Origin of the sequence: Micromonospora sp. NPDC005299 (assembly GCF_042872345.1) — a bacterium.
GTDB lineage: Bacteria > Actinomycetota > Actinomycetes > Mycobacteriales > Micromonosporaceae > Micromonospora.
Genome location: NZ_JBIAKG010000001.1, coordinates 1,074,018 through 1,100,030, shown reverse-complemented (window position 1 = coordinate 1,100,030; position 26,013 = coordinate 1,074,018). Strand labels below are relative to the sequence as shown.

26 protein-coding genes, 1 tRNA gene, 1 rRNA gene and 1 pseudogene are annotated in these 26,013 nt (G+C 72.2%); 12 read left to right on the top strand and 17 right to left on the bottom strand.

Annotation, left to right across the window (positions count from 1 at the left end):
• Positions 1 to 141: 141 nt before the first annotated feature.
• Positions 142 to 258: ribosomal RNA gene (gene rrf, locus ACFYPD_RS05330) — 5S ribosomal RNA — on the top strand.
• Between the two features lie 249 nt (positions 259 to 507).
• Positions 508 to 1,134 (top strand): NADPH-dependent F420 reductase, encoded by a 627-nt coding sequence (locus tag ACFYPD_RS05325; protein ID WP_387109057.1) that lies wholly within the window; start codon positions 508 to 510, stop codon positions 1,132 to 1,134.
• 74 nt (positions 1,135 to 1,208) lie between these two features.
• On the opposite strand, the gene ACFYPD_RS05320 is transcribed toward ACFYPD_RS05325, so the two are convergent.
• Positions 1,209 to 3,023 (bottom strand): VanW family protein, encoded by a 1,815-nt coding sequence (locus tag ACFYPD_RS05320; protein ID WP_387109055.1) that lies wholly within the window; start codon positions 3,021 to 3,023, stop codon positions 1,209 to 1,211.
• A 193-nt stretch (positions 3,024 to 3,216) separates the two neighbouring features.
• On the opposite strand from ACFYPD_RS05320, the gene nudC reads away from it, so the two are divergent.
• The 3 genes from nudC (at position 3,217) to ACFYPD_RS05305 (ending at position 6,806) form a co-directional block, all read left to right on the top strand.
• Positions 3,217 to 4,140, top strand: a complete 924-nt coding sequence (nudC, locus tag ACFYPD_RS05315; RefSeq protein WP_387109053.1) for an NAD(+) diphosphatase — start codon at positions 3,217 to 3,219, stop codon at positions 4,138 to 4,140.
• A 411-nt stretch (positions 4,141 to 4,551) separates the two neighbouring features.
• The gene (locus ACFYPD_RS05310) at positions 4,552 to 5,148 is read left to right on the top strand and encodes a DUF6230 family protein (RefSeq protein WP_387109219.1); all 597 of its coding nucleotides are present in this window, start codon (positions 4,552 to 4,554) and stop codon (positions 5,146 to 5,148) included.
• A gap of 80 nt (positions 5,149 to 5,228) precedes the next feature.
• A complete protein-coding gene (locus ACFYPD_RS05305; protein WP_387109051.1) occupies positions 5,229 to 6,806 on the top strand; it encodes a DUF6114 domain-containing protein in 1,578 nt (525 codons plus the stop codon).
• 67 nt (positions 6,807 to 6,873) lie between these two features.
• Here the strand turns inward: ACFYPD_RS05305 and ACFYPD_RS05300 are convergent, their stop codons facing one another.
• The gene (locus ACFYPD_RS05300) at positions 6,874 to 8,544 is read right to left on the bottom strand and encodes a DUF885 domain-containing protein (protein WP_387109049.1); all 1,671 of its coding nucleotides are present in this window, start codon (positions 8,542 to 8,544) and stop codon (positions 6,874 to 6,876) included.
• A gap of 151 nt (positions 8,545 to 8,695) precedes the next feature.
• Here ACFYPD_RS05300 and ACFYPD_RS05295 point away from each other — a divergent pair, with 151 nt between their 5' ends.
• Positions 8,696 to 9,667: a DMT family transporter gene (locus ACFYPD_RS05295; RefSeq protein WP_387109047.1), complete on the top strand. Its 972-nt coding sequence runs from the start codon at positions 8,696 to 8,698 to the stop codon at positions 9,665 to 9,667.
• A gap of 60 nt (positions 9,668 to 9,727) precedes the next feature.
• Here the strand turns inward: ACFYPD_RS05295 and ACFYPD_RS05290 are convergent, their stop codons facing one another.
• Together ACFYPD_RS05290 and ACFYPD_RS05285 are read right to left on the bottom strand one after the other, a co-directional pair.
• The gene (locus tag ACFYPD_RS05290; RefSeq protein ID WP_387109046.1) at positions 9,728 to 10,798 is read right to left on the bottom strand and encodes a PHP domain-containing protein; all 1,071 of its coding nucleotides are present in this window, start codon (positions 10,796 to 10,798) and stop codon (positions 9,728 to 9,730) included.
• 70 nt (positions 10,799 to 10,868) lie between these two features.
• Positions 10,869 to 11,630: a M23 family metallopeptidase gene (locus tag ACFYPD_RS05285; protein ID WP_387109044.1), complete on the bottom strand. Its 762-nt coding sequence runs from the start codon at positions 11,628 to 11,630 to the stop codon at positions 10,869 to 10,871.
• Between the two features lie 209 nt (positions 11,631 to 11,839).
• Here ACFYPD_RS05285 and ACFYPD_RS05280 point away from each other — a divergent pair, with 209 nt between their 5' ends.
• From ACFYPD_RS05280 to ACFYPD_RS05265, 4 genes are all read left to right on the top strand, one after another.
• Positions 11,840 to 12,136, top strand: a complete 297-nt coding sequence (locus ACFYPD_RS05280) for a hypothetical protein (RefSeq protein WP_387109216.1) — start codon at positions 11,840 to 11,842, stop codon at positions 12,134 to 12,136.
• 72 nt (positions 12,137 to 12,208) lie between these two features.
• Positions 12,209 to 12,382, top strand: coding sequence for a hypothetical protein (locus tag ACFYPD_RS05275; RefSeq protein WP_387109043.1), 174 nt, complete (start codon positions 12,209 to 12,211; stop codon positions 12,380 to 12,382).
• 119 nt (positions 12,383 to 12,501) lie between these two features.
• Positions 12,502 to 13,029 (top strand): tRNA adenosine deaminase-associated protein, encoded by a 528-nt coding sequence (locus ACFYPD_RS05270; RefSeq protein ID WP_387109042.1) that lies wholly within the window; start codon positions 12,502 to 12,504, stop codon positions 13,027 to 13,029.
• A gap of 178 nt (positions 13,030 to 13,207) precedes the next feature.
• Positions 13,208 to 13,657 (top strand): nucleoside deaminase, encoded by a 450-nt coding sequence (locus ACFYPD_RS05265; protein ID WP_387109213.1) that lies wholly within the window; start codon positions 13,208 to 13,210, stop codon positions 13,655 to 13,657.
• Positions 13,658 to 13,721: 64 nt separating this feature from the next.
• Here the strand turns inward: ACFYPD_RS05265 and ACFYPD_RS05260 are convergent, their stop codons facing one another.
• The 3 genes from ACFYPD_RS05260 to deoD form a co-directional block, all read right to left on the bottom strand.
• Positions 13,722 to 14,165, bottom strand: coding sequence for an acyl-CoA thioesterase (locus tag ACFYPD_RS05260; RefSeq protein WP_387109039.1), 444 nt, complete (start codon positions 14,163 to 14,165; stop codon positions 13,722 to 13,724).
• Complete coding sequence (locus tag ACFYPD_RS05255) at positions 14,162 to 14,800, bottom strand: TetR/AcrR family transcriptional regulator (protein WP_387109037.1); 639 nt, start codon at positions 14,798 to 14,800, stop codon at positions 14,162 to 14,164. The genes ACFYPD_RS05260 and ACFYPD_RS05255 overlap by 4 nt, the downstream gene beginning before the upstream one ends.
• Positions 14,801 to 14,912: 112 nt before the next feature.
• Positions 14,913 to 15,620 (bottom strand): purine-nucleoside phosphorylase, encoded by a 708-nt coding sequence (gene deoD, locus ACFYPD_RS05250; protein WP_091266773.1) that lies wholly within the window; start codon positions 15,618 to 15,620, stop codon positions 14,913 to 14,915.
• Positions 15,621 to 15,695: 75 nt separating this feature from the next.
• Between deoD and ACFYPD_RS05245 the strand changes: the two genes are divergently transcribed.
• Positions 15,696 to 15,782, top strand: a tRNA-Ser gene (locus ACFYPD_RS05245).
• A gap of 126 nt (positions 15,783 to 15,908) precedes the next feature.
• On the opposite strand, the gene ACFYPD_RS05240 is transcribed toward ACFYPD_RS05245, so the two are convergent.
• Together ACFYPD_RS05240 and ACFYPD_RS05235 are read right to left on the bottom strand one after the other, a co-directional pair.
• On the bottom strand, positions 15,909 to 16,787 hold the full coding sequence (locus ACFYPD_RS05240; RefSeq protein ID WP_387109035.1) for a DUF4231 domain-containing protein: 879 nt from the start codon (positions 16,785 to 16,787) through the stop codon (positions 15,909 to 15,911).
• A 138-nt stretch (positions 16,788 to 16,925) separates the two neighbouring features.
• Positions 16,926 to 17,783: pseudogene (locus ACFYPD_RS05235) on the bottom strand (tyrosine-type recombinase/integrase); the annotation flags it as partial.
• A 16-nt stretch (positions 17,784 to 17,799) separates the two neighbouring features.
• Between ACFYPD_RS05235 and ACFYPD_RS05230 the strand changes: the two are divergent.
• Positions 17,800 to 18,183: a DUF418 domain-containing protein gene (locus tag ACFYPD_RS05230; protein ID WP_387109210.1), complete on the top strand. Its 384-nt coding sequence runs from the start codon at positions 17,800 to 17,802 to the stop codon at positions 18,181 to 18,183.
• 19 nt (positions 18,184 to 18,202) lie between these two features.
• On the opposite strand, the gene ACFYPD_RS05225 is transcribed toward ACFYPD_RS05230, so the two are convergent.
• The 8 genes from ACFYPD_RS05225 to ACFYPD_RS05190 all read right to left on the bottom strand — a co-directional run bounded on the left by ACFYPD_RS05225 (position 18,203) and on the right by ACFYPD_RS05190 (position 25,997).
• On the bottom strand, positions 18,203 to 20,344 hold the full coding sequence (locus ACFYPD_RS05225) for an NACHT domain-containing protein (RefSeq protein WP_387109033.1): 2,142 nt from the start codon (positions 20,342 to 20,344) through the stop codon (positions 18,203 to 18,205).
• Between the two features lie 59 nt (positions 20,345 to 20,403).
• Positions 20,404 to 20,898 carry a hypothetical protein gene (locus tag ACFYPD_RS05220; RefSeq protein WP_387109208.1) on the bottom strand — a complete coding sequence of 165 codons (495 nt, stop codon included), beginning with the start codon at positions 20,896 to 20,898 and terminating at the stop codon, positions 20,404 to 20,406.
• A gap of 32 nt (positions 20,899 to 20,930) precedes the next feature.
• Positions 20,931 to 21,545, bottom strand: a complete 615-nt coding sequence (locus ACFYPD_RS05215; RefSeq protein ID WP_387109030.1) for a hypothetical protein — start codon at positions 21,543 to 21,545, stop codon at positions 20,931 to 20,933.
• Between the two features lie 41 nt (positions 21,546 to 21,586).
• On the bottom strand, positions 21,587 to 22,231 hold the full coding sequence (locus ACFYPD_RS05210) for a LuxR C-terminal-related transcriptional regulator (RefSeq protein ID WP_387109027.1): 645 nt from the start codon (positions 22,229 to 22,231) through the stop codon (positions 21,587 to 21,589).
• Between the two features lie 14 nt (positions 22,232 to 22,245).
• Positions 22,246 to 23,592: a sensor domain-containing protein gene (locus ACFYPD_RS05205; RefSeq protein ID WP_387109025.1), complete on the bottom strand. Its 1,347-nt coding sequence runs from the start codon at positions 23,590 to 23,592 to the stop codon at positions 22,246 to 22,248.
• The gene (locus ACFYPD_RS05200) at positions 23,589 to 24,359 is read right to left on the bottom strand and encodes an ABC transporter permease (protein WP_387109023.1); all 771 of its coding nucleotides are present in this window, start codon (positions 24,357 to 24,359) and stop codon (positions 23,589 to 23,591) included. The genes ACFYPD_RS05205 and ACFYPD_RS05200 overlap by 4 nt, the downstream gene beginning before the upstream one ends.
• Positions 24,356 to 25,081 carry an ABC transporter ATP-binding protein gene (locus ACFYPD_RS05195; RefSeq protein ID WP_387109022.1) on the bottom strand — a complete coding sequence of 242 codons (726 nt, stop codon included), beginning with the start codon at positions 25,079 to 25,081 and terminating at the stop codon, positions 24,356 to 24,358. The genes ACFYPD_RS05200 and ACFYPD_RS05195 overlap by 4 nt, the downstream gene beginning before the upstream one ends.
• 172 nt (positions 25,082 to 25,253) lie before the next feature.
• Positions 25,254 to 25,997: an SDR family NAD(P)-dependent oxidoreductase gene (locus ACFYPD_RS05190; RefSeq protein WP_387109020.1), complete on the bottom strand. Its 744-nt coding sequence runs from the start codon at positions 25,995 to 25,997 to the stop codon at positions 25,254 to 25,256.
• Positions 25,998 to 26,013: the final 16 nt, after the last annotated feature.

The following is a 26,013-nucleotide window of genomic DNA, read 5'->3' as shown; positions in this document are numbered from 1 at the left end:
GGCCGGAAATGTAAGCCCGGTAACGGGTTCAGTTGACCGGTACTAATAGGCCGAGGACTTGACTACTAAGCTGCTACGCGTCCACTGTGCAACTCTGAACGAGCGAACAACCCTGTGGTTGTTTTGACATGTTCATAGAGTTACGGCGGTCATGGCGGAGGGGAAACGCCCGGTCACATTCCGAACCCGGAAGCTAAGCCCTCCAGCGCCGATGGTACTGCACTCGGGAGGGTGTGGGAGAGTAGGACACCGCCGGACAATCTTCCAGTCAGGGCCACCCTTCGGGGTGGCCCTGACTGCGTTTGTGGCCCGCTTCGGTGAATCGCCCCGAGCGGGCCGCCGCGTCTCGTACCGTCGGTGCGAGAACCGCCCGCGCCTGCCCCGTCGGGCGGGCGGAAAACGTGACGTGGTGTACGCGCCGTCCACGATCGGGGCGGACCGGTCGGGGTACCTGCTGATTGTTCGGCCGGAACTGACCGCCAGGCGCTGGCGGAGGCAGGAGTGGTCATGAAGATCGGAATCATCGGGTCGGGGCACATCGGAGGCACCCTCACCCGACGGCTGCGCACGCTGGGCCACGACGTCACGGTGGCGAACTCGCGCGGACCGCAGAGCCTGACCGACCTCGCCGCGGAGACCGGTGCCAGGGCCGGCACGCTGGAGGAGGCCGTCCAGGATGCGGAGCTGGTCGTCATCGCCATCCCGCTCAAGGCGGTGCCGGACCTGCCGGCGGCGCTCTTCGACGGCAAGCTGGTCGTCGACGCGGACAACTACTACCCCGAGCGGGACGGCGACATCGCCGAGCTGCTCGACCGCAGCCTCAGCTCCAGCCGCTGGACGGCAGATCACCTCAAGGGCGCACGGGTGGTGAAGGTCTTCAACAACATCCAGGCCGCGTACCTGATGGACGGCGGCAAGCCGGCGGGCGCGCCGGACCGCATCGGGCTGCCGGTGGCCGGCGACGACGCCGAGGCCAAGCGGGTGGTCATGGAACTCGTGGACGAGCTGGGCTTCGACCCGGTGGACGCCGGCACGCTCGACGAGAGCTGGCGGCAGCAGCCGGGCACCCCGGTCTACGGCACCGACCGCGACGCGGACGGCGTACGGCAGGGGTTGGCCGCGGCGCGGCCCTGAGAGGGCGTACGACAGCGGAAAGCCCGCCGGCGATGTGGCCCGGCGGGGCTTTCCCGTGAGGCGCTGGACGGGCGTCAGGCGGGCGGTTTGGCGCAGATGAAGCGCGGCTCCGGGTCGTAGCGCCAGCTGAACGTCTCCCGCTTCAGCACCTTGCCGTCCTTCTTGATGACCCGGTAGGCGTCCTGGGCGAAGCCGACGCCGCCCGCGGCGGAGATGCAGTCCGGGCCGGGATCCAGGTAGACCGTCCTGGGCTGGGTGATGTTCCGGCGCGGTGCGTACTCCGTCTTGACGCTGTCGTAGATCTTGGTGCTCCACATCGACACGGTGATCGTGCTGGAGGTGTAGGACGTGTCGATCAGGACGCCGTACGGGGTGTTGTTGCGGAACTTGAAGTCCAGCTGCGGCCAGTAGATGGTCGACTCGATGACCGCGGGGTAGCGGCTGAAGTAGAACGAGTGCGGCTTGTGCTCGACGTCCTCCAGCCCCGCGTAATAGCTGGCGTTGAACAGCGTCGTGGTGAACTGCGATACGCCGCCGCCCACGCCCGGCACCAGCTTGCCGCCGACGATGGTCGGCGCGTCCTTGTAGCCCTGGTCGTAGCCGCGCTCACCGGTGTGGCCGTTGAGCGAGAAGGTCTCTCCCGGCCGCACGATGGCGCCGTCCACGTCCTTGGCGGCCTGGACGATGTTCTGGCTGCGCGGCGACGAGAGACCACCGGGGAACCGGGTGGTGAAGGTGGAGACCCGCTCCTTGATGCCCAGCTCGGCGAGCTTGGCCTCGGTCAGCTCGGGCTCGGCCGGCTTCAGCGCCGCGGTCACCGTGCGGCCGTCCGCCCTGGGCAGCACGGCGAGCAGGTCCCGGCCGAGCGCCGTGGCGTCGACCTGCCGGCCGGCCCGGCCCGGCACCACCTTCGGCTTGCCGCCGCTGATGGTCAGCCCGGCGTCCTTCGGCGCGACCTCCAGCTTCGCCAGCCGGTCACCGAGCGCGGCCCGCAGCCGCTTCACGTCGACGCGGGGGGTCAGCCTGCCCGTGTCGTCGGCGGCGAAGCGCAGGCCCCGGGCGATGGCGGTGGGCGGGATGGTGACCTTGCCGCCGTCGGTGGTGAGCGTGACGGGCGCCGCGACGGCCGGCCGGGCCAGCTCGGCGACGAGCCGGTCGACCTCCTCGCGGGTGGTCGCCGGCCACTTCTCGACCAGTGGCACGGTCACCGGCTCGCCGGCCAGCCAGCCGCCCGTCATGGCGTGGGCCGCGCCGGCCGCGTCGACGGTCAGGGCCGGCTTGGGGTAGACCGGCTTGGGTGTGGTGCCGGTGAAGATGATGGCCGGCATGGTCATCTCGCGGCCCTGGTCGCCCATGGCCGTGCGCAGCGCGGCCTCCAGGCGGGCGGTGTCGACGGTGACCACCGGCTCGACCGTGCGGGAGCCGACGAGGCGGCTCACCGGGTGGGCCTCGGCGGCGGCCGCTGCCGCCACGGTGGCGTCCACGTCGATCGCGAGCCCGACGTCGGCCGGCTTCAGCTCGGCGCTCTTCTCGCCGACCGTGACGGTGACCGGGGCGTTCAGCGCCCCGGCCCGGCGCGCCAGCTCGGCGTGGAGCGCTTGGGCCGCCTCGGCCCGGCTCCGACCGCCCAGCTCGGCGCCGAGGACCGTGGTGCCCCGCGGCACGTCGCCCGCGTACGCGTAGGCGCCCAGACCGGTGCCGGCGGCCAGCACGGCGGCGACGATCCCGCCGGCGAGCAGCATGCGCCCCCGGGACCGCCCCGACGTCCCGGGCCCGCCCGCGGCGGGTGCGGCGACCGGTTCCGGCTCGACGTCCGGCCAGCTCACCGCGGTCACCTTCACCGTGGGCCGGTCGTCGGCGGAAGGCACTTTTTCGCCGTACAGCGTCACAGCAACCTCGATCGGAAGTACCACGTGGGGACCGCTTCCCCCACGGGAGACACCTACGGTAACCAACGCCCGAGCCGGCCGGGAGTCTCTGCCCCGAGGGTCGGCGGGGCCGCGGCGTCCGCCGTCCCCGGGTGTCGCCGTCATCACCCCTGGCCGGCCCCCGCGCCGGTCCGGATCGTGGGACGGTGGCCGGGTGCGGACGGATGAGCGGACCCTGGCGTACGGCGGTGGCTGGCTGGACCGGGCGGGGGCGCTGCGCGCCGACCCGGGGTGGGTCGCCGCGCGTCTGACCGACCCGGAGAGCGCACTGCTGCCGCTGTGGCGGGACCGGTGCCTGGTCTCGGCCGACCGGGTGCCGGTGCGCCGCTCCCCGGCCGAGGCGGTGGGGCTGCGCGCCGCCGCCGACGAGACGGTGTTCCTCGGGCTGGACGCCGGCCGGGCGGTGTTCGCCGTGGACCTTTCCGGCCGGGGCGAGGCCGAGGCGTGCGAGTTGGCCGGCGCGGCCGAGGCGGTGGACGTCCGGGCGCTGGTGGGCGCGTTGGGGCCGGCCGAGGCGGCCGCTCAGGCGTACGCCAGGGGGTTGCTGCACTGGCACCGGGGTCAGCGGTTCTGCGGCGGCTGCGGGGCCGCCACGGTGGCCCAGGACGGCGGCCACACGCGGTCCTGCACCGGCCCCGGTTGCGGCCGGCTGCTCTTCCCCCGGATCGAGCCGGCGGTCATCGTGCTGGTCGAGGCGCCCGGTGAGCCGGAGCGCTGCCTGCTGGCCCGGCACCGGGGCGCGGCGGAGCACTCCTGGTCGACCCTGGCGGGCTTCGTGGAGGTCGGCGAGAGCCTGGAGGACGCGGTCCGCCGGGAGTTGGCCGAGGAGGCCGGGGTGGCCGTGGTCGACGTGGCGTACCAGGGCTCGCAGGCATGGCCGTTCCCGGCCGGGCTGATGGTGGGCTTCCGGGCGACGGCGACCTCGACGGAGGTGCGGGTGGACGGCGACGAGCTGGTCGACGCGCGCTGGTTCACCCGGGCGGAGCTGCGGGAGCGGGTGGCGGCGGGGCGCCCGCTGGGCCGGATCGACTCGATCGACCACCATCTGCTGCGGTCCTGGTTGGACGGCCGGAGCTGACCGACCGCCGGACGGTCAGCCGGGTCGGCCAGACGGGTGAACGGCGCATCACCCTCAGCGGTCTGTCAGCGCTCCGTTACCGAACTGTGACGTAGGCCCGTGACAGCTACCACAGGTGAAACGTCTCTGTCTTCCTGTCGCAATAGGGCCGTTTTGCCCTGAGCCCCTTGCTATCGGGATGTTAACCGTTGGTAACCGTGAGAGACCTTGATACCACGACTGTGTTACCCGCCAGTAGCAAGGGACTTGTGAGGTCTGTCGCTTCGCGGGAGCATGCAATCCGCGTACCGCGCGTCCGTCGGCACAACGGGCCCGCGCCGCCCCGCAGCTTTCCCCGTCCCGCGTCGCGTCCCGCGCCGGTGACGCACCCCCGTCGAGGAGGACCTTGTGAGTGAATCGGAGAACCGCCAGATGAGTGGCGGCACCCGCTGGCGTCGTTTCGCCGCCATGATGGTGCCTGCCACCGTCGTGGCCGGCGGCATCGTGCTGGGCATGGCCAACGGCGCCATCGCGGCCTCGTTCGCCGTCTCGGGCTCGACCTTCAAGGTCGGCGCCTCGAAGCTGGAGGGCAACGGCTTCAAGCAGTACGGCGGCTTGGTCAAGGAGAGCGACGGCACGAGCCACCCGGTGGCCGTCTCCGAGATCGCCGACGCCAAGCTGTACGACCTCTGCCAGTCGGTGAACGCCACCACGCCGCTCTTCCCGAAGAAGGTCGTGCTGACCATCAACGCCGGTGGCGACAACAAGCCGGCGACCGCCACCGACCTGCTCATCGACATGGAATCGCTCGAGGGCGACGCCAAGTTCGAGAACATCCAGATCGGCCGCGACGCGGGCGACATGAAGCCGGTGCAGCAGGTCTACCCCAAGTCCTTCGGGCAGAGCGCGGACGTCGTGACCATCACCGACCTGGAGCAGGTGGCCCGTTCCACCAGCGCCGGCGTCTTCACCCTGAACGGCCTGAAGCTCAAGGTGAACATCGGCGACGGGGCCAAGGAATGCTTCTGATCTGATGTCGAGGCCCGCGGAGGGCGCCCTCCGCGGGCCTTGTCCTTGTCTCACGCCGTCAGCACCGCCAGGAGGAGTACGTGACAACCGCCGATACGCAGCAGGCCGGGCCCGGTCGGGTCGGCCAGGCGTGGCGTGGCTTCCGCCGGTGGCGGCGGACCCGGCCGTTCTGGGGCGGGCTCTTCACCGCGCTGGCCGGCCTGGAGATCTTCGGCACCACGCAGATGAGCCTCAACGGCCTCACCTTCCAGATGGGGCCCACCGGCTTCCTGTCCTGGCTGATCCCGGCCATCCTTCTCACCTGCGGCCTGCTGCTCTGGTTCAGCCCACAGCAGCGCATGTTCTACGCGATCGTCGCCGCGGTCACCGCGCTCTACTCGATGATCGGGGTGAACCTCGGCGGCTTCTTCCTCGGCGTGCTGCTCGGCATGATCGGCAGCGCGCTCGGCTTCGCCTGGGTGCCGCGGAGGCAGCCGGCCGCGGAGCCGGCCGGCCCCGTGGAGCCGGCGGAGGAGGACGACGCGACCGGGGAGCCGGAGCCGGCCCTCGTCGACGAACTGCTGCCCCGGCAGCGCGAGGACGAGACGACCGGCGTCCTGACCGACACCCTGCCCGAGCCGCGTAACCCGCTGCGCGAGGCCGCCCCGGCGGACCCGCCCGGCGCCACCGACAGCACCCAGGTGCTGCCGGCCGTCGGACCGGACACGCCGCGGGGCGGCGGGCACCGGGACCCCAGGGCGTACGCGATCCTGTTCGTCGTCGCCACCGTCTCCGCGGCCGGCCTGTTCGCGCTCCGCGGTCAGGAGCCGGCAGTCGCCGCTCCGGCCGCCTGCCCGACCGTCACGGCCCCGGCCCCGAGCGCCTCGGCGTCGGCTTCGGCGTCGGCCAGCCCGAGCACCGCCCCGGCCGAGGAGCAGAAGGACTCGGACGGCAACCTGCTGACCGACATCGTCCACGGCATCACCGACCTGTTCACCGGGGGCGACGACCCCGAGCCCTCGCCCAGCCCGAGCACCTCGTCCGCCGCCCCGGCCGCGGCCGCCGAGCCGGCGGCGACCTCCACCAGCGCCACCCCGACCGGGAGCGCCACCGCCACGCCGAAGCCGAGCGGCAGCGCCACGACGAAGCCGTCCGCCCCGGCGAAGCCGGACGCCGACTGCGACAGCCCAGCCCCGACCAAGCCGAAGCCGGTCGAGGCGGGCAAGTCGCTGCCGAAGCTGGCCGCCGAGCCCAACCAGCCGATCGTCGCCGACCCGCCCTCCAAGCTCACCGGCTCCAAGGTGACCATGACCGGGCTGCGGTTCGAGGGGATCGTCGAGCTGCCCACCCGGGACGGCACCCTCAAGTGCCTGAAGTTCACCATGGACAAGGCCGTGACGGACGATTTCACCCTCCTGGCCAGCGGTCCGGCGGGCAAGAACCAGCGGTACGTCACCGACCGGCTGACGGTCGAGGGTGACGTCGCCTTCTACGCCACCCGCTTCGTCGGGCACCTGCTCGGCATCAAGATCACGCTCACCCCGGACCTGCCGTTCCCCGACGGGATCCCGGTCACCTCGCCGATCCCGATCACCTTCACCGACCCGGTGATGGAGCTGGCCTACGAGAACTCCAAGTCGCTCACCGCCCGGCCGGTGCTCAAGCTCGACCTGAGCTGACCCGGACAGCCAAGCGAAACGGCCGGGAGCCGGAGGATCCCCTCCGACTCTCGGCCGTCGCCGTCGTTCAGAGCCGGGCCAGCGCCCGGCGCAGCGGGTCGAGCCCCAGCGAGCCCAGGTCGAGCGCCTGGCGGTGGAACTCCTTGAGGTCGAAGTCGGCGCCCTTGCGGGCCTTCGCCTCCTCCCGGGCCTGGAGCCAGATCCGCTCGCCCACCTTGTAGGAGGGGGCCTGCCCCGGCCAGCCCAGGTAGCGGTTCAGCTCGAAGCGCAGGTTCTCGTCCGGCACCCGGCAGTGCGCGCGCATGAACTCCCAGCCCAGCTCCGGCGTCCAGCGCTCGCCCGGGTGGAAGCCGAACGGGTTGTCGGCCGGGATTTCCAGCTCCAGGTGCATGCCGATGTCGACGATGACCCGGGCGGCCCGGAACGCCTGCCCGTCGAGCATGCCGAGCTTGTCGCCCGGGTCCTCCAGGTAGCCCAGCTCGTCCATCAGCCGCTCGGAGTAGAGCGCCCAGCCCTCACCGTGCCCGGAGACCCAGCAGAGCAGCCGCTGCCAGCGGTTGAGCAGGTCGGCCCGGACGGCGGTCTGGGCGACCTGGAGGTGGTGCCCCGGCAGGCCCTCGTGGTAGACCGTGGTCACCTCACGCCAGGTGGAGAAGTCGGTGATGCCCTGCGGCACCGCCCACCACATCCGCCCCGGCCGGGAGAAGTCCTCGCTCGGGCCGGTGTAGTAGATGGCGCCGTCGCTGGTGGGGGCGAGGCAGCACTCGATCCGGCGGACCTGCTCCGGAATGTCGAAGTGGGTGCCGTGCAGCTCGCTCATCGCCTTCTCGGCGAGCGCCTGCATCCAGTCGCGGAACGCCTCCTTGCCCTGGATCGTCCGGGCCGGGTCCGCGTCCAGCGCACGCACGGCATCATCGACCGTGGCACCCGCACCCGCGATGCGCCCGGCAACGGTGCGCATCTCACTCTCCAGGCGGGCCAGCTCGGCGAAGCCCCAGGCGTACGTCTCGTCGAGGTCGACCCGGGCGCCGAGGAAGTACTGCGAGGCCAGCTCGTAGCGCTCCCGGCCGGCGGCCTGCTTCTGCCGGCCCCGCGGGGCCAACTCGGTGCGGAGGAACTGCCCGAACTCGGCGGTGGCGGCCGTCGCGGCGGCCGCGCCCTTGCGCAGCTCCGCACCGAGCGCGCCCTCCGCGCCGAGCCGCTCGGCCAGGCCGTGGAAGAAGTTGTCGCCGTTCGGGTCGACCCAGATGTCGCACTGCTTGGCGACCTCGACCAGCTGCACCTGCGAGCTGACCTGGCCGGCCGCCGCCGCCTCGCGCAGCGTGCGCTTGTAGCCCTCCAGCGCGCCGGCGAAGCGGTTGAGCCGGGCGGCCACGTTCGCCTTGGCGTCGTCGCCGTCGGTCGGCATGAGGTCGAAGACCATCCGCAGGTCGTGCAGCCCGCTGGCGATCACGTTGACCTCGCTGCCGGTCTCGCCGGCCTCGTAGCGGGCCAGCTCCAGGCCGAGACGCTCCTGCATCGCCTCCTTGGCGGTCCGCTCCGCCTGCGTGTCCGGCTCGGTCACGTCGAGGTCGGCCAGGGTGCGCCGGGTCAGGTCGGCGCGAGCCGCATAGCCCTCCGGGGAGAGGTCGTCGAGCTGGTCGTCGTAGCCGGCGATGCCGACGTAGGTGGCCCCGGTCGGGCTCAGCGGAGCCCAGTCGGCCACGTAGCGGTTGGCGAGGTCATCGATTCGTCCCACGATGCGACCCTACGTGACCGGGCCACCCCGTTGTCGACGGTGTTTGCCGTGTTCGAAGGAGCAGGTCCGGTGTTGTCGAGCGGCTGTGGCGGTCGACACGGCGTCCGATTTTCGCGCGACTTCGTCGTACCCCTGCGGCAGAGTGTCAGGGGTGACAGCGGATTTCACTCCTGACCGGCCGGCGGCGCGGAGCTGGCTGGCCGGGTTCCTCGCACTCGGCGTGATCTGGGGTTCCAGCTTCCTCTTCATCAAGGTGGGGGTGGCCGAGCTGCACCCGCTGCACCTCACCCTCTACCGCGTGGCCACCGGCGCGGTGACGCTGCTGGTGGTGCTGGCCGTGCTGCGCGACCGGCTGCCCCGCGAGCCCCGGGTCTGGGCGCACCTGCTGGTGGTGGCCGCCTTCGGCGTCGCGTTGCCGTTCACCCTGTTCGGCTTCGGCGAGCAGCGGGTCGAGTCGATGCTCGCCGGCATCTGGAACGCCACCACGCCGCTGATCGTGCTGCCGCTGGCGGTGCTGGTGTTCCGCACCGAGCGCCTGACCGTGCGGCGCGCGGTCGGGCTGGGGCTGGGCTTCGCCGGTGTGCTCGTGGTGCTCGGCGTCTGGGAGGGCGTGGGCGGGTCGCACTTCACCGGCCAGCTCATGTGCCTCGGGGCGGCGGCCTGCTACGGGGTGGCGATCCCCTACCAGAAGAAGTTCATCGCGGGCAGCGCGTACTCCGGGCTGTCGCTGTCGGCGGCGCAACTGCTGGTGGCGACCGCGCAGCTCGCGGTGGTCGCGCCCCTGGTGGCGGGCGCGCCGCCGGTGCCCACCGGGCTCTCCGCGAAGGTGGTGGCCTCCGTGCTGGCGCTCGGTGCGCTCGGCACCGGGCTGGCCTTCGTGATCAACCTGCGCAACATCCGGGTTGCGGGGGCGAGCACGGCGTCCACCGTCACGTACCTGATCCCGGTGTTCGCGGTGCTGGTCGGCGCGGTGGTGCTCGGCGAGCGGATGAACTGGCACCAGCCGGTGGGCGCCCTGGTCGTGCTGCTCGGCGTGGCCGTCGCGCAGGGCATGCTCGGCCGGCGCCGGCCCGTCCGGACCCCCGCCGCGGCCGCCCCGCCGGCGGTGCCGGCCGGCCGCTGACGGCCGGGTGGCGGGGTCCGGGGTTCCCGGATACCGCTACCACGGCGAGGTGGCGACCTCTCAGCCGCGGCCGGCCGTCCACTTCACCAGGCGGTCGGCCTTCCAGGTGTTGACCACCCGGTCCGCCGGCACGCCGCAGAGCGCGGCGCGTTCGCAGCCGAAGCGCTGCCAGTCGAGCTGGCCGGGGGCGTGCGCGTCGGTGTTGACGGCGAACCGGCAACCGGCCTCCAGGGCGCGGCGGATCAGCCGCTTCGGCGGGTCCTGCCGCTCCGGCCGGGAGTTGATCTCGACGGCCACGTCGTGCTCCGCGCAGGCCGCGAAGACCGCCTCCGGGTCGAAGTCGCTTTCCTTGCGGGTACGCGCCCGGTGCCCCCGGTCGCCCGGGCCGGTCACCCCCGCCGGCCGGGAGGAGACCATCCGCCCGGTGCAGTGACCGAGGATGTCCAGGTGCGGGTTGGCGATCGCGGCCTGCATCCGGCGGGTCATCTTCCCCCGCTCGTCGTTGAGGCCGCTGTGCACCGAGCCGACCACCACGTCGAGCCGCGCCAGCAGCTCCTCGTCCTGGTCCAGCGAGCCGTCGGCCAGGATGTCCACCTCGATGCCGGCGAGGATGCGGAAGCCTTTCGGCAGCGCCTCGTTCACCGCGGCCACGTGGTCGAGCTGCTTGCGCAGCCGGTCCGCCGTGAGCCCGCGGGCCACTTTCAGCCGGGGCGAGTGGTCGGTGAGCACCACGTACTCGTGCCCCAGCTCGACGGCGGCCAGGGCCATCTCCTCGATCGGAGAGCCGCCGTCGGACCAGTCCGAGTGGGTGTGGCAGTCGCCGCGCAGCGCGTCCCGCAGCTTCGCCGCGGCCTCGCCCAGGTCGGTGCCCTCGGTGGCGACCAGTCGGCGCAGGTAGACCGGCTCCTCACCGGCCAGTGACTCGACCACGCAGCGGGCCGTGACGTCACCGACCCCGGAGAGCTCGGTGAGCTTGCCGCCGCGGGCCCGCTCGGCCACCTCGCCGGCCGGCAGGGCGCCGAGCGCCTTGGCCGCCGACCGGAACGCCCGGACCCGGTAGGTGGCCTCGTTCGCCCGCTCCAGCAGGAACGCGATCCGCCGCAGGTCGGCGATGGGGTCCCGGGCAGTCATGCCCTGCAACCTACGCGCCCGCGCCGCCCGCCGCGCGGTGCTGTGCGGGGGTGTCGGGAGTGGACGCCGGTCAGCCGGCCGCGGCGGAGCCGCTCGGCGCCTTCGGGCAGCCGTGCCGGCGCTGCCAGGCGGTCACCTCGGCGGCCGGCCCGCGGTTGCCCCGCTTGCGCCACGAGTCGAGGTACTTCGCCGGCCAGACGACGCCCCGCCGGATCCACCAGTCGTCGTGGCCGGTGCACTTCGGGGAGAGCCCGAAGTGCAGATGGCAGACGTTGTTGGCGTTGCCGGTGTGGCCCACCTGTCCGAGCTGCTGACCGGCCCGGACGCGGACGCCGGCGTCGACGCCGGCGGCGATCGCGCTCAGGTGCGAGCCGTAGTAGCGGACCCCGTCGTCGCCGAGCAGCGATACCGACAGCCCACCGTTGTTGGGCCCGAGCGGCCCTCGCCGGCTGAACCGGTCCACCCGGCTCACCTCCAGGATCACCCCGTCGGTCACCGCCACCACCGGCTCGCCGCAGTCGGCGAAGATGTCCGTCCCCGGGTACGCGGAGTGGGTGGGGTGGTAGTCGACGTTGCCGGCGCGAACCGGGAAGACGTGCCGCGACTCGGTGCGGCTCGGTGACGGGGACGGCGTGGGCGGGGCGGCCGACGCGGCGGGGCCGGTCGGCTGGGCGGGCTGCGCCCCCGTGGCCGGCGCGCTCGGGCTCTGCCACGAACTGCCCGGCGCCGCGGTGGGTCGGGCGCCCGGGGCGCACCCGGCGGCCAGCGCCGCCACGAGCAGCAGGACCGGGTACGTCGGACGCGCGCGGCGTCCGGTCGATGGCGAGCGCATCCGGTCATCCTGGCAGACCACTACCGTAGGGACGAACGCTGAGACGGGTCCGTCCGGGACGGTCGCTCTGCGTGACGTCGGTACGTCTACGGTCCGTAAAGGGGGCAGCGGTGACGAACGGGTGGCACGGCGTGGCCGGTGAGCCCGGTGCGGGTCCGGTGCGCCCGCTGCCGCGGACACCGTCGGGGCTCTTCCCGTCCGGGGCGCCCATGCGGCCGAGTTACCGCGAGCCCTACCCGGTGACCGGCGCCGGCGTCGCGACCGGCGCGGTGACCGCGTTCGTCTGGTTGCTGCTGTTCGGCCTGCTCGGGCGGGACGTGGCCGGCTACGCCTGGTGGACGCTGCTCGCCGGCGGGCTGGCCTGGCTGGCCGCCGCGGTGCTGGTCCGCCACGGCGACCGGGGAGTTGCCACCGGAGTCGCGATCGTCACCGCGGGTGGCTGGAGCATCGCCGCCGCGGTCGTCGCGGTGCGCTGGGCGCAGAGCGGCGACTGGCCGCTCTGGTGACGGTGCGTGCCGGTTTCGCTGCGTAGCGAAGACCGTCTTGACGTACGCGCGGTGACGGTCCACGCTCGCGGTATGGCCTGGATCACCCCGCCGCGGCTCGACCCCGAGCGGAGCCGCCGCCGCCTGCAACTCCTCGCCGAGTTGGCCGGTGCCCGCACGGTCCGGCAGCGCAAACGGCCGCAGCAGCGGGCCCGCTCCGAGCGCCTCCGCGAACTCATCGCGACCCGCCGGCGCATCGCCGGCTGACCGACTTTCTCCAGGTTCGGCCGGCCCTTCGGGGCGTTGACCGGTCGCCTGCCGACCCGACCGGTTAACGTGCATCGCGTGACGAGTCGGCGTGCTGCCGAGGCCAGTTTGGGGGGACCGTGTCGTACTTCGCTGCTGCCGTGGCGCGCGTCGAGGGCGCCTGGACCGCCGAAGAGGTGAACCTGCGGGGGGCCACCGACATCGAGGAGGTGGCCGACCGGCTGCGCGACGTCGAGCCGGACGCCGACCTCTCCCTGCTGTTCGTCGAGGCCGACGACACGTACCTGGTGATCCTGCGGCTGGACGAGGGGGAGGACCTGCGGGTCTTCGGCTCCGACTCCGCGTACGCGGAGGAGTCCCGGCTGGGCGCGCTGCTGGTCGGGGACCTGAAGACCTCGGTCACCGGGCTGGAGGACGCCGACGAGCCGCGGCCGGCCACCGGGGGCGACGAGGAGAGCGAGCAGCCGGCCGTGGACCCGGAGGCCGACCCGGTGGGCGACGCCGACATCCTCGCCGACCTGGGCATCCCGGCGCCGAAGCTGCTCGCCCTCTGCGGCCACGAGGGGATGATGCCGGCCGACGTCACCGCCGAGGTCTGCCAGGTGCTCGGCTGCGCCGACGAGGTCGAGGAGCTTCGTGAGGTCTGAGCCGCCCGGCCCGGAGTGGACCGGCGGGGCGGAGCCGGCCGACGCCACCGACCCGGCGCTGGAGACCGTACGCCCGGGGCAGCCCACCCCGGGGCGGCCGGCCCGGGTCGGTCCGGGCGCGGACGAGGGCCTGGCCGACCTGGACGGCGTGGGCCGGCGGCAGCGGCACGAGCTGTGGATGCGCCGGGCCCTGGAGGTCGCGGTGACCGGCCCGGACGGGTTCCCCGGCGACGGCGAGGACGCGGTCGAGGACGTCCCGGTCGGCGCGGTGGTCTACGGCCCGGACGGCGCCGAGCTGGCGATCGGCCGCAACGAGCGGGAGCTCACCGGCGACCCGACCGCGCACGCCGAGGTGCTGGCGCTACGCCGGGCCGCCGAGCGGCTGGGTCGCTGGCGGCTCGAGGGCTGCACCCTGGTGGTGTCCCTGGAGCCGTGCACGATGTGCGCGGGCGCGATCGCCCTGGCCCGGATCTCGACGGTGGTCTTCGGGGCGTGGGAGCCGAAGACGGGCGCCGTCGGCTCGCTCTGGGACGTGTTGCGCGACCGCCGCCTCACCCACCGCCCCGAGGTGTACGGCGGGGTGCGCGAGGTCGAGAGCGCCGCCCTGCTGCGCGCCTTCTTCCGGTGAGCAGGGGCCCCTTCCTGACGCCTCAGGTAGAGCAGGGGTTCCCGGTTGACGCGCCCGCAGCGCCTCAGGCGGGCAGGGGGGCCGGACGCAGCAGCGTCGCGGCCACCGCCCGGGCCGAGTCGGTCCACGCGGTCGGGCGCAGGGTGGCCGGGTCCAGCCGGACGATCGACCGGGTGCCGTCGGCGTGGACCGTGGCGCCGTCCACCGAGCGAAACTCGAAGGCGTAGCGGGCGCTGCTGGTGCCGAAGTGCTCCAGCCAGAAGTGGACCGCCACCGGGCCGACCCCGGTGACCGGGGCGCGGTAGGTGATGGTGAACTCCCGGACAGCGTGGAACACGTCGGGGGCGGTGTGCACGTCGCCGCGGAAGGCGACGCCGCGCTCGGCCCAGTACGGCGTCAGGGCGCGCTCCAGCAGCACCGCGTAGCGGGCGTTGTGCAGGATGCCCATGGCGTCGAGGTCGTCGAAGTGCACCGGGACGTGCTCGACGTGACCGAACTCGTGGCTCATGGCTGGCCTTCCAGTAGCAGGGTCGGATCCGGGCAGAGCGCGCGCAGGCGGGTCAGCAGCCCCTGGCGGGCGTGCCGGTAGGTGGCGTCCGGGTCGAGCAGCCGGGAGCGCATGACTGCGCTGATCCCGAGCGCGTCGACCTCGTACGCCAGTTGTGGGACGTCCAGGTCGGCGGGAAGCTCGCCGAGGTCGACCGCCTCCTGGACCAGGCGTTCGAGGAACGCGGTCCACCGGCCGAACGCCTCGGCGAGCCGGTCCCGCACCGGACCGGGGCGGGCGTTGTACTCGAACTCCGTGTTCGCGAAGAAGCAGCCGCCGGGGAGGACCCGGGCGGCGTAGAACTCGATCCGGGCCTCGTGCAGCGCGCGCAGCCGGCGGACGCCCCGGGGAGCGCGCAGGGCGGGGGCGACGATCCGCTCCTCCCACTGCGCCACGGCCCGGTCGACGGTGGCGAGTTGCAGCGCCTCCTTGGAGCGCCAGTGCGCGAAGAGGCCGGACTTGCTGACCCCGAGCCGGTCGGCGAGCTGGGCGAGGGAGAGCCCGTCCAGGCCGACCTCGGTGGCCAGCGACACGGCGGTGTCCAGCACCGCGGTGCGGGTGCGGTCGCCGCGGGCGATGCGGCCGTCGGGGGTCATGCGGGCAGCGTAACGGAAACAAGAACGACCGGTCGTATTTCTTTTTGTGACCCCGATAACGCCGGCCGCCCCGCCACCGGGCGGTGGCGGGGCGGCCGAGGATCGGGTCGGGTCAGGCGATGATGGTGTCGAGGGCGATCTCGACCATCTGGCCGAACGTCTGCTCGCGTTCCTGCGACGTGGTCTTCTCGCCGGTCTTGATGTGGTCGCTGACGGTCAGGACGGTCAGCGCGCGAGCCTTGAACCGGGCCGCGATGGTGTAGAGCGCCGCCGACTCCATCTCCACCGCGAGCACGCCGTAGTCGGCGAGCGTGTCGTAGAGGTCCGGCCGGTCGGTGTAGAAGGCGTCCGCGGCCAGGATCGGACCGACCCGCATGGTGATGCCGCGCCGCTCGGCCACCTCGACCGAGGTGCGCAGCAGCCCGAAGTCGGCCACCGGAGCGTAGTCGATCAACCCGTCGAACCGCATCCGGTTCATGTTCGAGTCGGTGGACGAGCCGATCGCCGCCACCACGTCGCGCAGCTGGAGGTCCTCGGTCAGGGCGCCACAGGAACCGACCCGGATCAGCGTCTTCACGCCGTACTCGTTGATCAGCTCGTGGGCGTAGATGGAGGCGGACGGCATGCCCATGCCGGAACCCTGGACGGAGACTTCGACGCCGTTCCAGCGGCCGGTGAAGCCCAGCATGCCGCGAACCGTCGTGTAACAGCGGGCGTCCTCGAGGTAGGTCTCCGCGATCCACTTGGCCCGCAGCGGGTCACCCGGCATCAGGACCCGCTCGGCGATCTCTCCCGGCTCAGCGCCGATGTGCGTACTCATGGCAAGGATCCTGCCAGGCCGGGCCCGGGGATACCGGTTCGGCGTCCAGACCCGGGGTCCTGTACCCTACTCGGCGGTGGCGTGTCCGAGTGGCCTAAGGAGCACGCCTCGAAAGCGTGTGAGGGTTTACCCCCTCCGCGGGTTCAAATCCCGCCGCCACCGCTCGTGAAATGCGAGAACGCCCGGTCGATCCGTGAGGATCGGCCGGGCGTTCCGCTTCCTGGTCTCAGTTGTGGTCTCAGTCGCTGGTCGCCCTTGGTGCCTGCGCTGAGCTGAGTGAAGATCCTGTTACTCTTCGCGCTTGACCTCGGCGGGCTGGTCGAGCTGCTGCTGCCGCTTGTTCTGCTCGTCGCGCAACGTCTCCACAGTGTCAGCGAAGAGGGCATACGCCTTTGACTCGTCGAGCCCGAGATACTTGCCAACGCGAAGTTCGACCGCCTCGTACTCTCGTTCAATCTCGTCAGCCGTCTGCTGCGAGTTGAAGCTGCGCTCGTGGTATTTGAAATACCCAGTAAATCCTGCTGATAGCCCCACAGCCGCGCTGGCCGCCACGGTCAGCCACCTAGCTTGACTGAAGGCCACGGACGCTGTCGCAATCGCGGAGGTGACTACCGAGCCGATAATAATTACGCTCTGGAAGCGGTTATGAATTCTCCGCGTTCTTCCGGCATCTTCACGGAACTGTGATATTAGGTCAGGAACGTCGTCCCTGTAGCGCTTCTGAGCTAGCAGCGCAGGCTCCTCTTTACTGCTCGTGTTCGTGTCTGCGTCCGCCTGCGTGCGTCGCCGTACTACGTGGAGCTTCTTGATGAAGATGCGAGTCTTCCGCATGCGCTTGTACTGCCAGTAAGCCAGTACTGGTGAGACAAGCAGCGATACGGCGAGTGCTATGTACAGGTGGTTTGAGAAGCGGCTCAAATGTCCGACGCTGGAGAAGGTCGCGACTACTGCGGCGGCGGCGAGCGAGGTGTTGCCGACGAGGATCCAAGCTATCCCGACCTTGCGCCATAATTCTTGGAGGTGGAGCTTTTCTTCTGCGTCGAGGATTTGGCTGCGAACGTAATCGGGGTGCCAGCCCTTGGAGCTGTTGTCGATGACTTCCTTCCACTTTTTCTCGCTCGCAGATCCACTAATTCTTGCCCAAAACCGCGATATCCCCGACCACATGGCGTTACGGTATGGCCGCGCATTTAACCAAACAAGGTGAAACCGTGTCGTCTTTTCGACAGTTGCCTTAGTGCCCTGTCGGGTGCCCCTGACGGCCGGAAGCGCCGGGTTGGCACTGGCAACCTCCGGCCCTTCTGCCTAACTGATGCTGCTCCCGTCTGACCAGAGCAGCCCGCCAACGCGCCGGGCGATGTTCCGCCGGACCTGTGCGGTGAGGTGTTGGTAACGGGCCGCCATGGCGAGGTTGGACCAGCCCATGATGCCCATCACGGCGCGCTCGGCGACGCCGAGGATTAGCAGCACGGTTGGGGCGGTATGCCGTTGCGTCATGCAACCGGCCGTCACGTAGCCCGGCGAGCTTGAGCAGTCGCTTCCACTCGTCGTAGTCGGTGCGCGGGTTGACCGGGCCGCCGGTCGGCGTGGCGAACAACTAGTCACCTCCCTCCCAGAGTTGGGCGGCGGTGACGCGCTCCCGGTCCTGCTCGTCGCGGTGCTTGCGGAGGAGCGCCACCAGCTCGTCAGGGAGCCCGATGCTGCGCCGGCCGGCCCGGGACTTGGTGTCGGCGGTATCGGCCCGCACCTGACGGCGGTCGGGACAGTGCCCGCCGTGCTATCGGCCGCACGGTGAGCGGCACCCGTGCTCCCACCTCGGCCGTTGCCGGCCGCGCCGGACGGTCAGGGTCCCGGCGTTCAGGTCAACATCTGACCAGCGCAGGCCGAGCGCTTCCCCCTGGCGTGGACCGAGCGCGAGCGCGACCGCCCAGCGCGTGCTGTTGCGTCGGCCACGGGTGGCGGCCATCAACCGCTGCACCTCCGCGACCGTGTACGGCTCAATCTCGCTTTCCGGCAGGCACGGTGCCTTGGCGAGGGTGGCCGCGTTCTTGGCGAGGGGCCCCCGGGCGTACGGCCTCGTTGAGCGCGGTTCGGATCGTGCGCGGCGGCGATGTTCTCTACCCAGTGAGTGAGCCAGGTCTTCACCGTCCAGCGCTGGCCGGCGACGCTGCTGCGGATCATGCACCACCCGCGTACGGCGCTCGTCCGGTCCGCGCTCGCGCCGGCCGGCCGGATGTCGCTCACCAACTACCTGGGCCAGTCGGTGGCCGGCCTGATCGCCTTCACCGGCATCGGGTTCGGGCTCGCCGGCACGTTCTCCCCGCTCACGCTCTCCGGCTTCGTCCTGGCGGTGTTCGCGGTCCAACTGCTGATCAGCACGGTGTGGCTGCGCCGGTTCCGCTACGGGCCGGCCGAATGGGCACTGCGCTGGCTCACCAACGCCCGTCGTCCAGCCTTCCTGAACCCGTCCGCCGACCGCCTCGGCGGAGAGGTGACCAGGCCGCCGCAGGTGGAGCAGGCGGGGCCCGATGTGGGGCGACTGCGGGACTCGGCGCGCGGGTGAGGACGCCCACCCGCGCGGATCACCTTCCCCCGCCGACGCTCGGGGCGCCCGGGACCTCCCGGGTGCCCTGGCGCAGCCCCGCCCTCCGGGCCTGCGCGGCGGCGCCGAATCGCGGCAGCGGCACGTCGGCCTCCGCGCGCTCGGCGAAGTGGTCGAGCAGTTCCCGGTGCACGAAGATGTAGCCGTCACCGACCTGGCGCAGGAAGAGGCACTGCACCGCGTGATCGAGGAACGGCAGCAGCGGGTACGGCACCAGGTCCTCCCGGGCGAGTCGCCGCCGGACCAGGGCCTGCTCGATCATCGGCGAGAACGCGACCACGGTGAACAGCAGGAGTGAGGTGCCGCCACCGAGCAGCACCGCGAAGCGGAGCGCCTCGGCCGCGCCGCGGGCCAGCGCGACCGGCACGAAGCCGAGCACGCCGACGCACACGCCGAGCGTAACGAGATCGGCCGCCATGACGGTCAGCCGTTGCCGCAGCAGCGGGCTCGGCAGCTCGCGGCGGTCCGTGCGGGGCGGCAGCGGCCGGAAGTGGAGCTGCACCTGTGCGCTGTCGAGGGCGATCAGGGCGACCACCGTGGCGAGGAAGAACCCGCCGCCGTAGCCGAGGCCGGCGGTCCAGCTCGGCCCGCCGGGGGTGAACCAGCCGGTGAGCCCGCCCACGGCCGCGCCGGTGAGGAGCGCCGAGACCTGGATGAGCCGTTCCAGCTCGGCGACGCTCATGGTCCAGGCGGCCACCCAGCTCTCCGGGGGCCGGTGGTCGCGGTCGCGAATGGTCGAGGTCAGCTCGAACAGGTCGTCGTAGTTGACCGCGTGCATGAACACGGCCAGAGCCAGCAGGCCGCCGGCGACCACCAGGCCGGCCACCGAGCCCAGCGCCCAAGCCGCCGCGCCGAACAGCGCGGCGAGCGCGGCGCAGCCGAGCAGCCGGGCGAGCGCCGTCGAGGTCCACGGCGCGGCCGGACGCCGAGCCGACCACGACTCGTCGATCATGTCCAACACGAAGACCGTCTGGTCGCGCAGGCGCAGCACCCGGGCGAGGGTGGCGAGGTGGTCGGCGGTCCACTCGGGGCGGTACCGGGGATGCGGCCGGCGACGCAGCATGGTGTCGACGTACCGGGTGAAGAGGCGCTCGCGGCCGGAGCCGGCCGAGGTCGTGCCGGGTCCGGCACCGGTCGGGTCCGCGTACGCCAGGGCCATGATGCTGAGCATCAGCGGCGAATTGGCGAGCTGCCAGAGCTCAGGGTCGGCATCGAGCCCCTCCCGCAGCCCACTCAGCCCCGGCCGGTCGAGGTACCGCTCGATCTGGGACCGGTCCAGGGGCTGGATGGCGACCGTGCCGTAGAGGGGCAGTTCCGCCCGGAGCCGTGCGTACTCCGCCTGGCGGCAGCAGACGGCGATCGGGGTGAGCGGCTGCCGCTGGTGGAATGCGGCGATTGCCTCCGCACACTCGTCGCGGTGCTGCTCGCCGACCTCGTCGAGGCCGTCCAGCAACGGCAGGATCTCCCCGGCCGCCACCCATGCGGCTGCCTGCTCCGCCGGGATGCCGTACCGCTCGGTGAGCTGCTCGACGAGCCACCGGTCGAGGGGCCGGCGGAGGGTCGCCCAGGAGGAGAGGTTGAACACGGCCGGGATCGGCGCGTCCGGGTCGTGGTCGGCGCGGTCGAGCAGGCCCCGGGCCAGCTCCAGCAGGGTGGTCGTCTTGCCGGCGCCAGGTGCGCCGACGATGACCACCGCCTGGTCGAGCTGGTCGAACAGGGCCGACATCGAGGTCCGGTCGTCCAGCGAGCCGGTGAAGCCATCCCGGTGGCTGGCCCGCAGGCTCCACGGGTGCTGGCGGTCGTCGGCGGTCGCGGCGATGCCTAGTTCGATCCGCGCCTCCTCGTAGAGGGACCGGTCCAGGACGCTGGTCACCCAGTAGCGGCGGACCCGCTCCAGCAGCACCTTCCGGGCCCGCGCCGCGCCGGCGGTTCCGGTCCGCGGCTCCCGGCCGCGCTGCACCTCGATGACCACCAGGACCGTCACCAGCAGCAGCACCAGCGGCCAGGCCAGCCAGAGGTACGGGGACCAGCGCGCGGGCAGCGCCCCGGTGGCGACGTTCGTGGCCACGCCGAGCAGGGCCACGACGATCACCGGCAGGCCGACCATGACCACCCGACGCATGGGTCGTCTCTACCGTCCCGCCGGGCGGTCGCACAACCCGGGTCCGGTGGCCGGACGGGTCAACAGGGGCCGTAGCCCTCGTCGAAGAGGCGCCGGGCCCAGTCCGCGTACCCGGCGATGATCTTCCGGACCGTGGTGCCGTCGTGCAGGAAGAGGTACGCCCGGTCGCCGCTCCGGGCGAGCAGCCCGTCGAACCGGTTCCTCTCCTGTGGAGTGTCGAGCCGGACCACCCACGGGTACGCGGCGTGCACCGCGTCGACCGGCGTGCCAACGGTGATCCCCTCCGGGGTGCTCATCGGGTCGTCGAGCCAGAGCAGGACGAGCCGGTCGTCGACGAAGATCGGGCTGACCGCGCCGTGCCCGGCCAGTGTCGGCCCGCACGCGTCCTCGTCGGTGCGCAGCACCCCACGTCGGGTCAGGTCCTCCTCGGTGGCGCCGAACTCGGCGTTGCCCAGCCCGTGCAGACTGACCACCTCGGCGGCCCCGACCGGCCGGGCCGGCACGTCCGGCCCCTGTGGAGGGACACCGCTGCCGGCGATCGAGGCGGCCGTCATCAGTGCGGCGATGAATCCGAATTGTCGCAGTTTCATGCAATCCCCCAGTCCCCAACGGGACCGGGGCGGTGAGGTTGCTGGTGTTGGTCGGATTGCCGCAGTTCCCACTCCTCGGCAAGCTCGTCCCAGTAGTCGGCGGAGAGTCCGCGCCGGCCGTGCGCCAGCCAGCCGGCGGTGTCCCGCTCCAGGTGCAGGCCCAGTTCGGCGAACGGGTCGATCCACGGCCCGGGCTCGGCGCCGAGCCGGGCGAGCGCCGCGTTGATCGGCCATTCGGCGCGCGGCCGATCCAGCCGGTCGTCGAAGCAGGGCCCCCAGCTCGGCTCGCCGCCCAGCCAGACCGCCGCGGCCTGGTGGCCGAGCCCGCCGGCGAACTCCGCCTCCAGATAGGCCACCGGCCCCCGCCCGGACCAGCGGGCCAGCAGCTCCCTCAAGGCGGGTGACAGGACGAGCCGGAACGGCTGGTCCGCCGACTTTTCCCCGGTGGCGAAGTCGGGCAGCTCGCCGGTCAGCTCCTCGACCAGCTGCGGGGTGACCGGCAGCAGCGCGAAGTCCTGGCGGAGCGCGGCGAGCACCGCGTGGTCCAGCTCGGCGGTCTGCTCGCGCAGCAGCTCGACGTCGGCGACCACCGCGCTGAGCTGGTAACTCATCCGATCCCCTCGGCGTCCACTGGCTACGGCATCGCGTGACGTTAGCCGCTGACGTGGCGGAGGACGGCCAGGACCCGGCGGTTGTCGCTGTCCGAGGACGGCAAGCCGAGTTTCGCGAAGATGTTCGCCACGTGCTTCTCCACGACTCCGGGGGTGATGACAAGTGCCGCGGCGATCCCGGCGTTGGATCGTCCCTCGGCCATCAGCGACAGCACCTCACGCTCCCGGGGGGTCAGCGACGCCACCCCGGCCGTGTCCTGCCCGGCCCGCATCAGGTGGCCGACCACCTCCGGATCCAGTGCGGTGCCACCGGACGCCACCCGGGTCAGCGCGTCCACGAAATCGGCGACGTCGGCGACGCGGTCCTTGAGCAGGTATCCGACGCCGGTCGGCCGATCGGCGAGCAGGCGGGTCGCGTAGCGGGTCTCCACGTACTGCGAGAACACCAGCACACCGACGTCGGGATGGTCGCGTCGGATGTCGATCGCGGCGCGCAGCCCCTCGTCGGTGTGCGTCGGTGGCATCCGGACGTCGATGATGGCTACATCCGGTACGACGGCGGCAATGGCGGACCGCAGCGCATCCGCGTCGGCCACCGCCGCGCACACCTCGAAACCGCGGTCGGTGAGCAGCCGGACCAGCCCTTCGCGCATCATCGCGGCATCCTCCGCGATCACCACCCGCATGTCGTCGCCTCCGTTCACACGTGTGTGGGCAGCTCGATCTCGACCCGGGTCGGACCGCCGGTGGGACTGTGTACGCGCAGCCGGCCGTCCACGACGGCGATGCGGCGGGCCAGACCGGACAGGCCGGGGCGGTCCGGGTCCGCCCCGCCGATGCCGTCGTCCTCGACCGCCAGCGTCAGGCGCTCGCCGGATCGGACGACGCCGAGCCCGATACGGGTCGCCCGGCTGTGTTTGGCCGCGTTCGCGAGCAGCTCGGAGGCACAGAAGTAAGCGATGGTCTCGATCGCGGGCGCCGGGCGGTCGGGCAGTTCGACGGTCACCGCGACCGGGATGGCGCTGCTCGTCGCGAGCGTCGCCAGCGCGTCGCCGAGACCGTTGTCGAGGACCGGCGGATGGATCCCGCGCACCAGGTCGCGCAGGTCGGCGAGGGCATCCTTCGCTCCGCGGTGGGCGAGCGCGACCAGTTCGCGGGCCTGTGCGAGGTCGGGCGGCGGGCCGTCGACACCGAGCTTCTCGGTCGCCATGCCGAGGTTCATCGCCAGCGTGGCCAGCCGGATCTGCGCGCCGTCGTGCAGGTCCCGTTCCAGCCGGCGCATCATCGCGGCCGCGTCGTCGATCGCGCGGGCCCGGGTGACCTGCAGTTCGCGTACCCGCTCGGCGAGCCGACGCGGACCGAGCAGCCGTCGCATGGCGGCAAGGTCCGGTGTCGTACCGGCCCGCATCAACCACGGTGCGACCAGCAGCATGGCGAGGCCGGCCGCGGCGATGAGGAACGTTCCGGCGAACGTCCGCGTACCGATCGTGCCGAACGGCGTCAGCGCCCACACCGGCCCGAGGCGCGTTCCGGCCGGGTGGTTGCGAAACAGCGGCCACCACACCGGGTAGCTGAGGTTGACCAGGCCGAACACGTAGCAGAACGCGCCGTAGCCCTCGGGGATGGCCAGGGGCACCTTGAGCAGGCCGTACCCGACGGCGCGCCAGCCCGGCCCGTCGGAGACCACGGCGCTGATCCGCTTCGAGAGCCGGGGCGGCGGCGGGTCCACGTGCACGTCGAGCAGCCGGTCGGCAAGTGAGCGATGCACGGCTCCCATCGCGCGCCCGATCGGGGCGGCCAACACGACCAGGAGCGCGATGGTGAGCGGGAACAGGACCAGGAACACCGGTGCGACGGCCGGTACGGGCCGGTGGGACATGGCTCCGGTCGCCCAGAGGATGAGGACGCCCAGGGCCGGCACGATCGCCGGAACGCTCAGGATCGCGGCCGCGCTGACGACGCCGGCGACGCAGAACACCGCCCGGCGCAGGGCCAGTGTGGTGAACGGAGCGCGCAGCGCGGTCATCAGCCCATTGTCGCTGGTCACGCGTCGCGATTGCGGAGCAGCACTCCGCCGCACAGGATCGCCACCGCCGCGTACCCGCACATCAGCGACGCGCTGATCCAGCCGGCGAACAGCCCGGGTACCGGCGAGGTCACCGCGATCGAGTTGAGTAGCATCAGCAGCGGGACGAAGCGGCCGACCGCGATTCCGCTCTCGCCGAACAGGCCGGCCACGATCATCGGGACGAACATCAGACCGAACAGCGTGCCGATCGCGGCGCCCGAGTGCCGCACGATCGTCCCGATGCCGACCCCGATCAGCGCGGTGGCGCCCAGGTACACACCGGTCAGCAGGACCGCGCGCAGGATCGCCGGCTCCCCGAGGGAGGCGGCCGGGATGGCGGTACCGCGGATCGCCAGCTGCCCGCCCAGATAGCCGGCGAAGCTCGCGGCCAGGCCGACGGTGAGAGCCGCGCCGCCGCACACGGCGACCTTCGCGGCCAGGACGATCCGACGCCGAGGGACGGCGGCGAGCGTCGAGCGGATCATCCCGGTGCCGTATTCGCCGGTCACCATCAGGACGCCGAGCGCCCCGAGGAGCAGCTGGGCCAGAATGGCGCCGCCGAGGCTGTTGTTCAGGATCTGGGCGGCGGTGGCGACCGGGGTGTGCCATCGGTACCCGAGTCCCACCCCGGCCCCGGCCGCGGCCATCGAGACCACCGCCGCGATCGCCAGCCACCACGTCGACCGGACGCTGCTCAGCTTGATCCGCTCCATCCGGGCCACGTGCCGGAATCCGTACCCGTTCATGACGCTCCCACTCCGCGATAGTCGGTGGCCTGCGAGGTGAGCCGGAGGAACGCGTCCTCCAGGCTGTCGTCCCCGGCGGCGAGTTCGGCGACGGTCGTCTCGGCCAGCAGCCGGCCGCCGCCGATGACCACCAGCCGGTCCGCGGTCAGCGCCATCTCGGCGATCAGGTGGCTGGACACAAACACCGTCCGGCCCTCGGCGGCGAGTCCGCGCAGCAGGTCCCGGATCCAGCGGATGCCCTCCGGATCCAGTCCGTTGACCGGCTCGTCGAGCAGGAGGACGCCCGGGTCGCCGAGCAGAGCCACAGCGACGCCGAGCCGCTGGCGCATGCCGAGCGAGTACGTGCCGGCGCGCCGCCTTGCCGCGTCGGACAGCCCGACGGTGCGCAGCACCTGCTCGACCCGGGAACCGGGGATGTCGTTGCTCGCGGCCAGTGCGGCCAGGTGCGCACGGGCGCTGCGGCCGGGATGGAACGCCCCGGCATCGAGGAGCGCGCCGACCGTCTTCAACGGCCAGTTCAGGTCCGGGTACTGGACGCCGCCGATCAGTGCCTGGCCATGGTCCGGGGCATCCAGACCGAGGATCATCCGCATCGTCGTCGACTTGCCGGATCCGTTCGGGCCGAGGAAGCCGGTCACCACCCCCGGCTGGACCCGGACGCTCAGCCCGTCGACGGCGACCCGGTCGCCGTAACGTTTGGTCAGCTCACGTAGTTCGATCACACAATCGACGCTAGGCAGCGCCGTCGGCGGTCGGAAGCCGGAAACCATCCGACTCTGCCTGGGGGTTTTCCACCCCCCATCGCGGTCCGACCTGGCTGGTGCCCCGTGACCGCTGACGGCGTACCCGGGCAGGGGCCGACCCGGGTGGAGCCGGCCCCTGCGGGAACGCCGGTCAGCTGGTGAAGCCGCCGTCCGCGTTGATCGTCGCGCCGGTCACGTACCCGCCGTCCGGCCCGGAGAGGAAGGCCACGACGGCGGCGATCTCCGCCGGGGCGGCGTAGCGGCCCAGGGCGGTGAGGCCCCGGATGGCGTCCGCGTTGGGCCCGTCCGCCGGGTTCGCGTCGGTGTCGGTCGGGCCGGGGTTGACCAGGTTCACCGTGATGCCCCGGCCGCCCAGCTCCCGGCCGAGGCCCCGGGTCAGGCCGACCAGGGCGGTCTTGCTCATCGAGTACAGGGCGAGACCGGGGAAGACCGCCCGCTCGGCCACGTTGCTGCCGATGTTAACGATCCGGCCACCGTCGGTCATGTGCCGGACCGCCGCCTGGGCGAACACGAACGGCGCCCGCACGTTGACCGCGATCGTCCGCTCGACCTCGTCCGCGCCCAACTCGCCCACCGGGCCGGTCAGGAACACCCCGGCGTTGTTGACCAGCACGTCCAGCCGGCCGAACTCCCCGGCGACCCGGTCGACCGCGGCGCGCACCGCCGCCGGGTCGGCGCTGTCGGCCGGCACCGCCAGGGCGCGCCGCCCCACCGCCTTGATCTGCTCCACCAGTTCGGTCGCCCGGTCGGCGCGCCGCTCGTACGTCAGCGCCACGTCGGCGCCCTCCCGGGCCAGCCGCAGGGCGACCGCCGCCCCGATACCCCGGCTGCCGCCGGTCACCAATGCCACTTTTCCGTCCAGAACTCCGTTCATGCCACCAGCCTGCTCG

Bases quoted from the DNA above. Each gene is read 5' to 3' on its own strand.
- ACFYPD_RS05325 (WP_387109057.1), top strand. From the start codon at position 508: ATGAAGATCGGAATCATCGGGTCGGGGCACATCGGAGGCACCCTCACC.
- ACFYPD_RS05310 (WP_387109219.1), top strand. From the start codon at position 4,552: ATGAGTGGCGGCACCCGCTGGCGTCGTTTCGCCGCCATGATGGTGCCT.
- ACFYPD_RS05290 (WP_387109046.1), bottom strand. From the start codon at position 10,798: ATGACTGCCCGGGACCCCATCGCCGACCTGCGGCGGATCGCGTTCCTG.
- ACFYPD_RS05285 (WP_387109044.1), bottom strand. From the start codon at position 11,630: ATGCGCTCGCCATCGACCGGACGCCGCGCGCGTCCGACGTACCCGGTC.
- ACFYPD_RS05280 (WP_387109216.1), top strand. From the start codon at position 11,840: ATGCGGCCGAGTTACCGCGAGCCCTACCCGGTGACCGGCGCCGGCGTC.
- ACFYPD_RS05275 (WP_387109043.1), top strand. From the start codon at position 12,209: ATGGCCTGGATCACCCCGCCGCGGCTCGACCCCGAGCGGAGCCGCCGC.
- ACFYPD_RS05265 (WP_387109213.1), top strand. From the start codon at position 13,208: ATGCGCCGGGCCCTGGAGGTCGCGGTGACCGGCCCGGACGGGTTCCCC.
- ACFYPD_RS05260 (WP_387109039.1), bottom strand. From the start codon at position 14,165: ATGAGCCACGAGTTCGGTCACGTCGAGCACGTCCCGGTGCACTTCGAC.
- ACFYPD_RS05255 (WP_387109037.1), bottom strand. From the start codon at position 14,800: ATGACCCCCGACGGCCGCATCGCCCGCGGCGACCGCACCCGCACCGCG.
- deoD (WP_091266773.1), bottom strand. From the start codon at position 15,620: ATGAGTACGCACATCGGCGCTGAGCCGGGAGAGATCGCCGAGCGGGTC.
- ACFYPD_RS05240 (WP_387109035.1), bottom strand. From the start codon at position 16,787: ATGTGGTCGGGGATATCGCGGTTTTGGGCAAGAATTAGTGGATCTGCG.
- ACFYPD_RS05230 (WP_387109210.1), top strand. From the start codon at position 17,800: ATGCACCACCCGCGTACGGCGCTCGTCCGGTCCGCGCTCGCGCCGGCC.
- ACFYPD_RS05225 (WP_387109033.1), bottom strand. From the start codon at position 20,344: ATGCGTCGGGTGGTCATGGTCGGCCTGCCGGTGATCGTCGTGGCCCTG.
- ACFYPD_RS05220 (WP_387109208.1), bottom strand. From the start codon at position 20,898: ATGACGGCCGCCTCGATCGCCGGCAGCGGTGTCCCTCCACAGGGGCCG.
- ACFYPD_RS05215 (WP_387109030.1), bottom strand. From the start codon at position 21,545: ATGAGTTACCAGCTCAGCGCGGTGGTCGCCGACGTCGAGCTGCTGCGC.
- ACFYPD_RS05210 (WP_387109027.1), bottom strand. From the start codon at position 22,231: ATGCGGGTGGTGATCGCGGAGGATGCCGCGATGATGCGCGAAGGGCTG.
- ACFYPD_RS05200 (WP_387109023.1), bottom strand. From the start codon at position 24,359: ATGAACGGGTACGGATTCCGGCACGTGGCCCGGATGGAGCGGATCAAG.
- ACFYPD_RS05190 (WP_387109020.1), bottom strand. From the start codon at position 25,997: ATGAACGGAGTTCTGGACGGAAAAGTGGCATTGGTGACCGGCGGCAGC.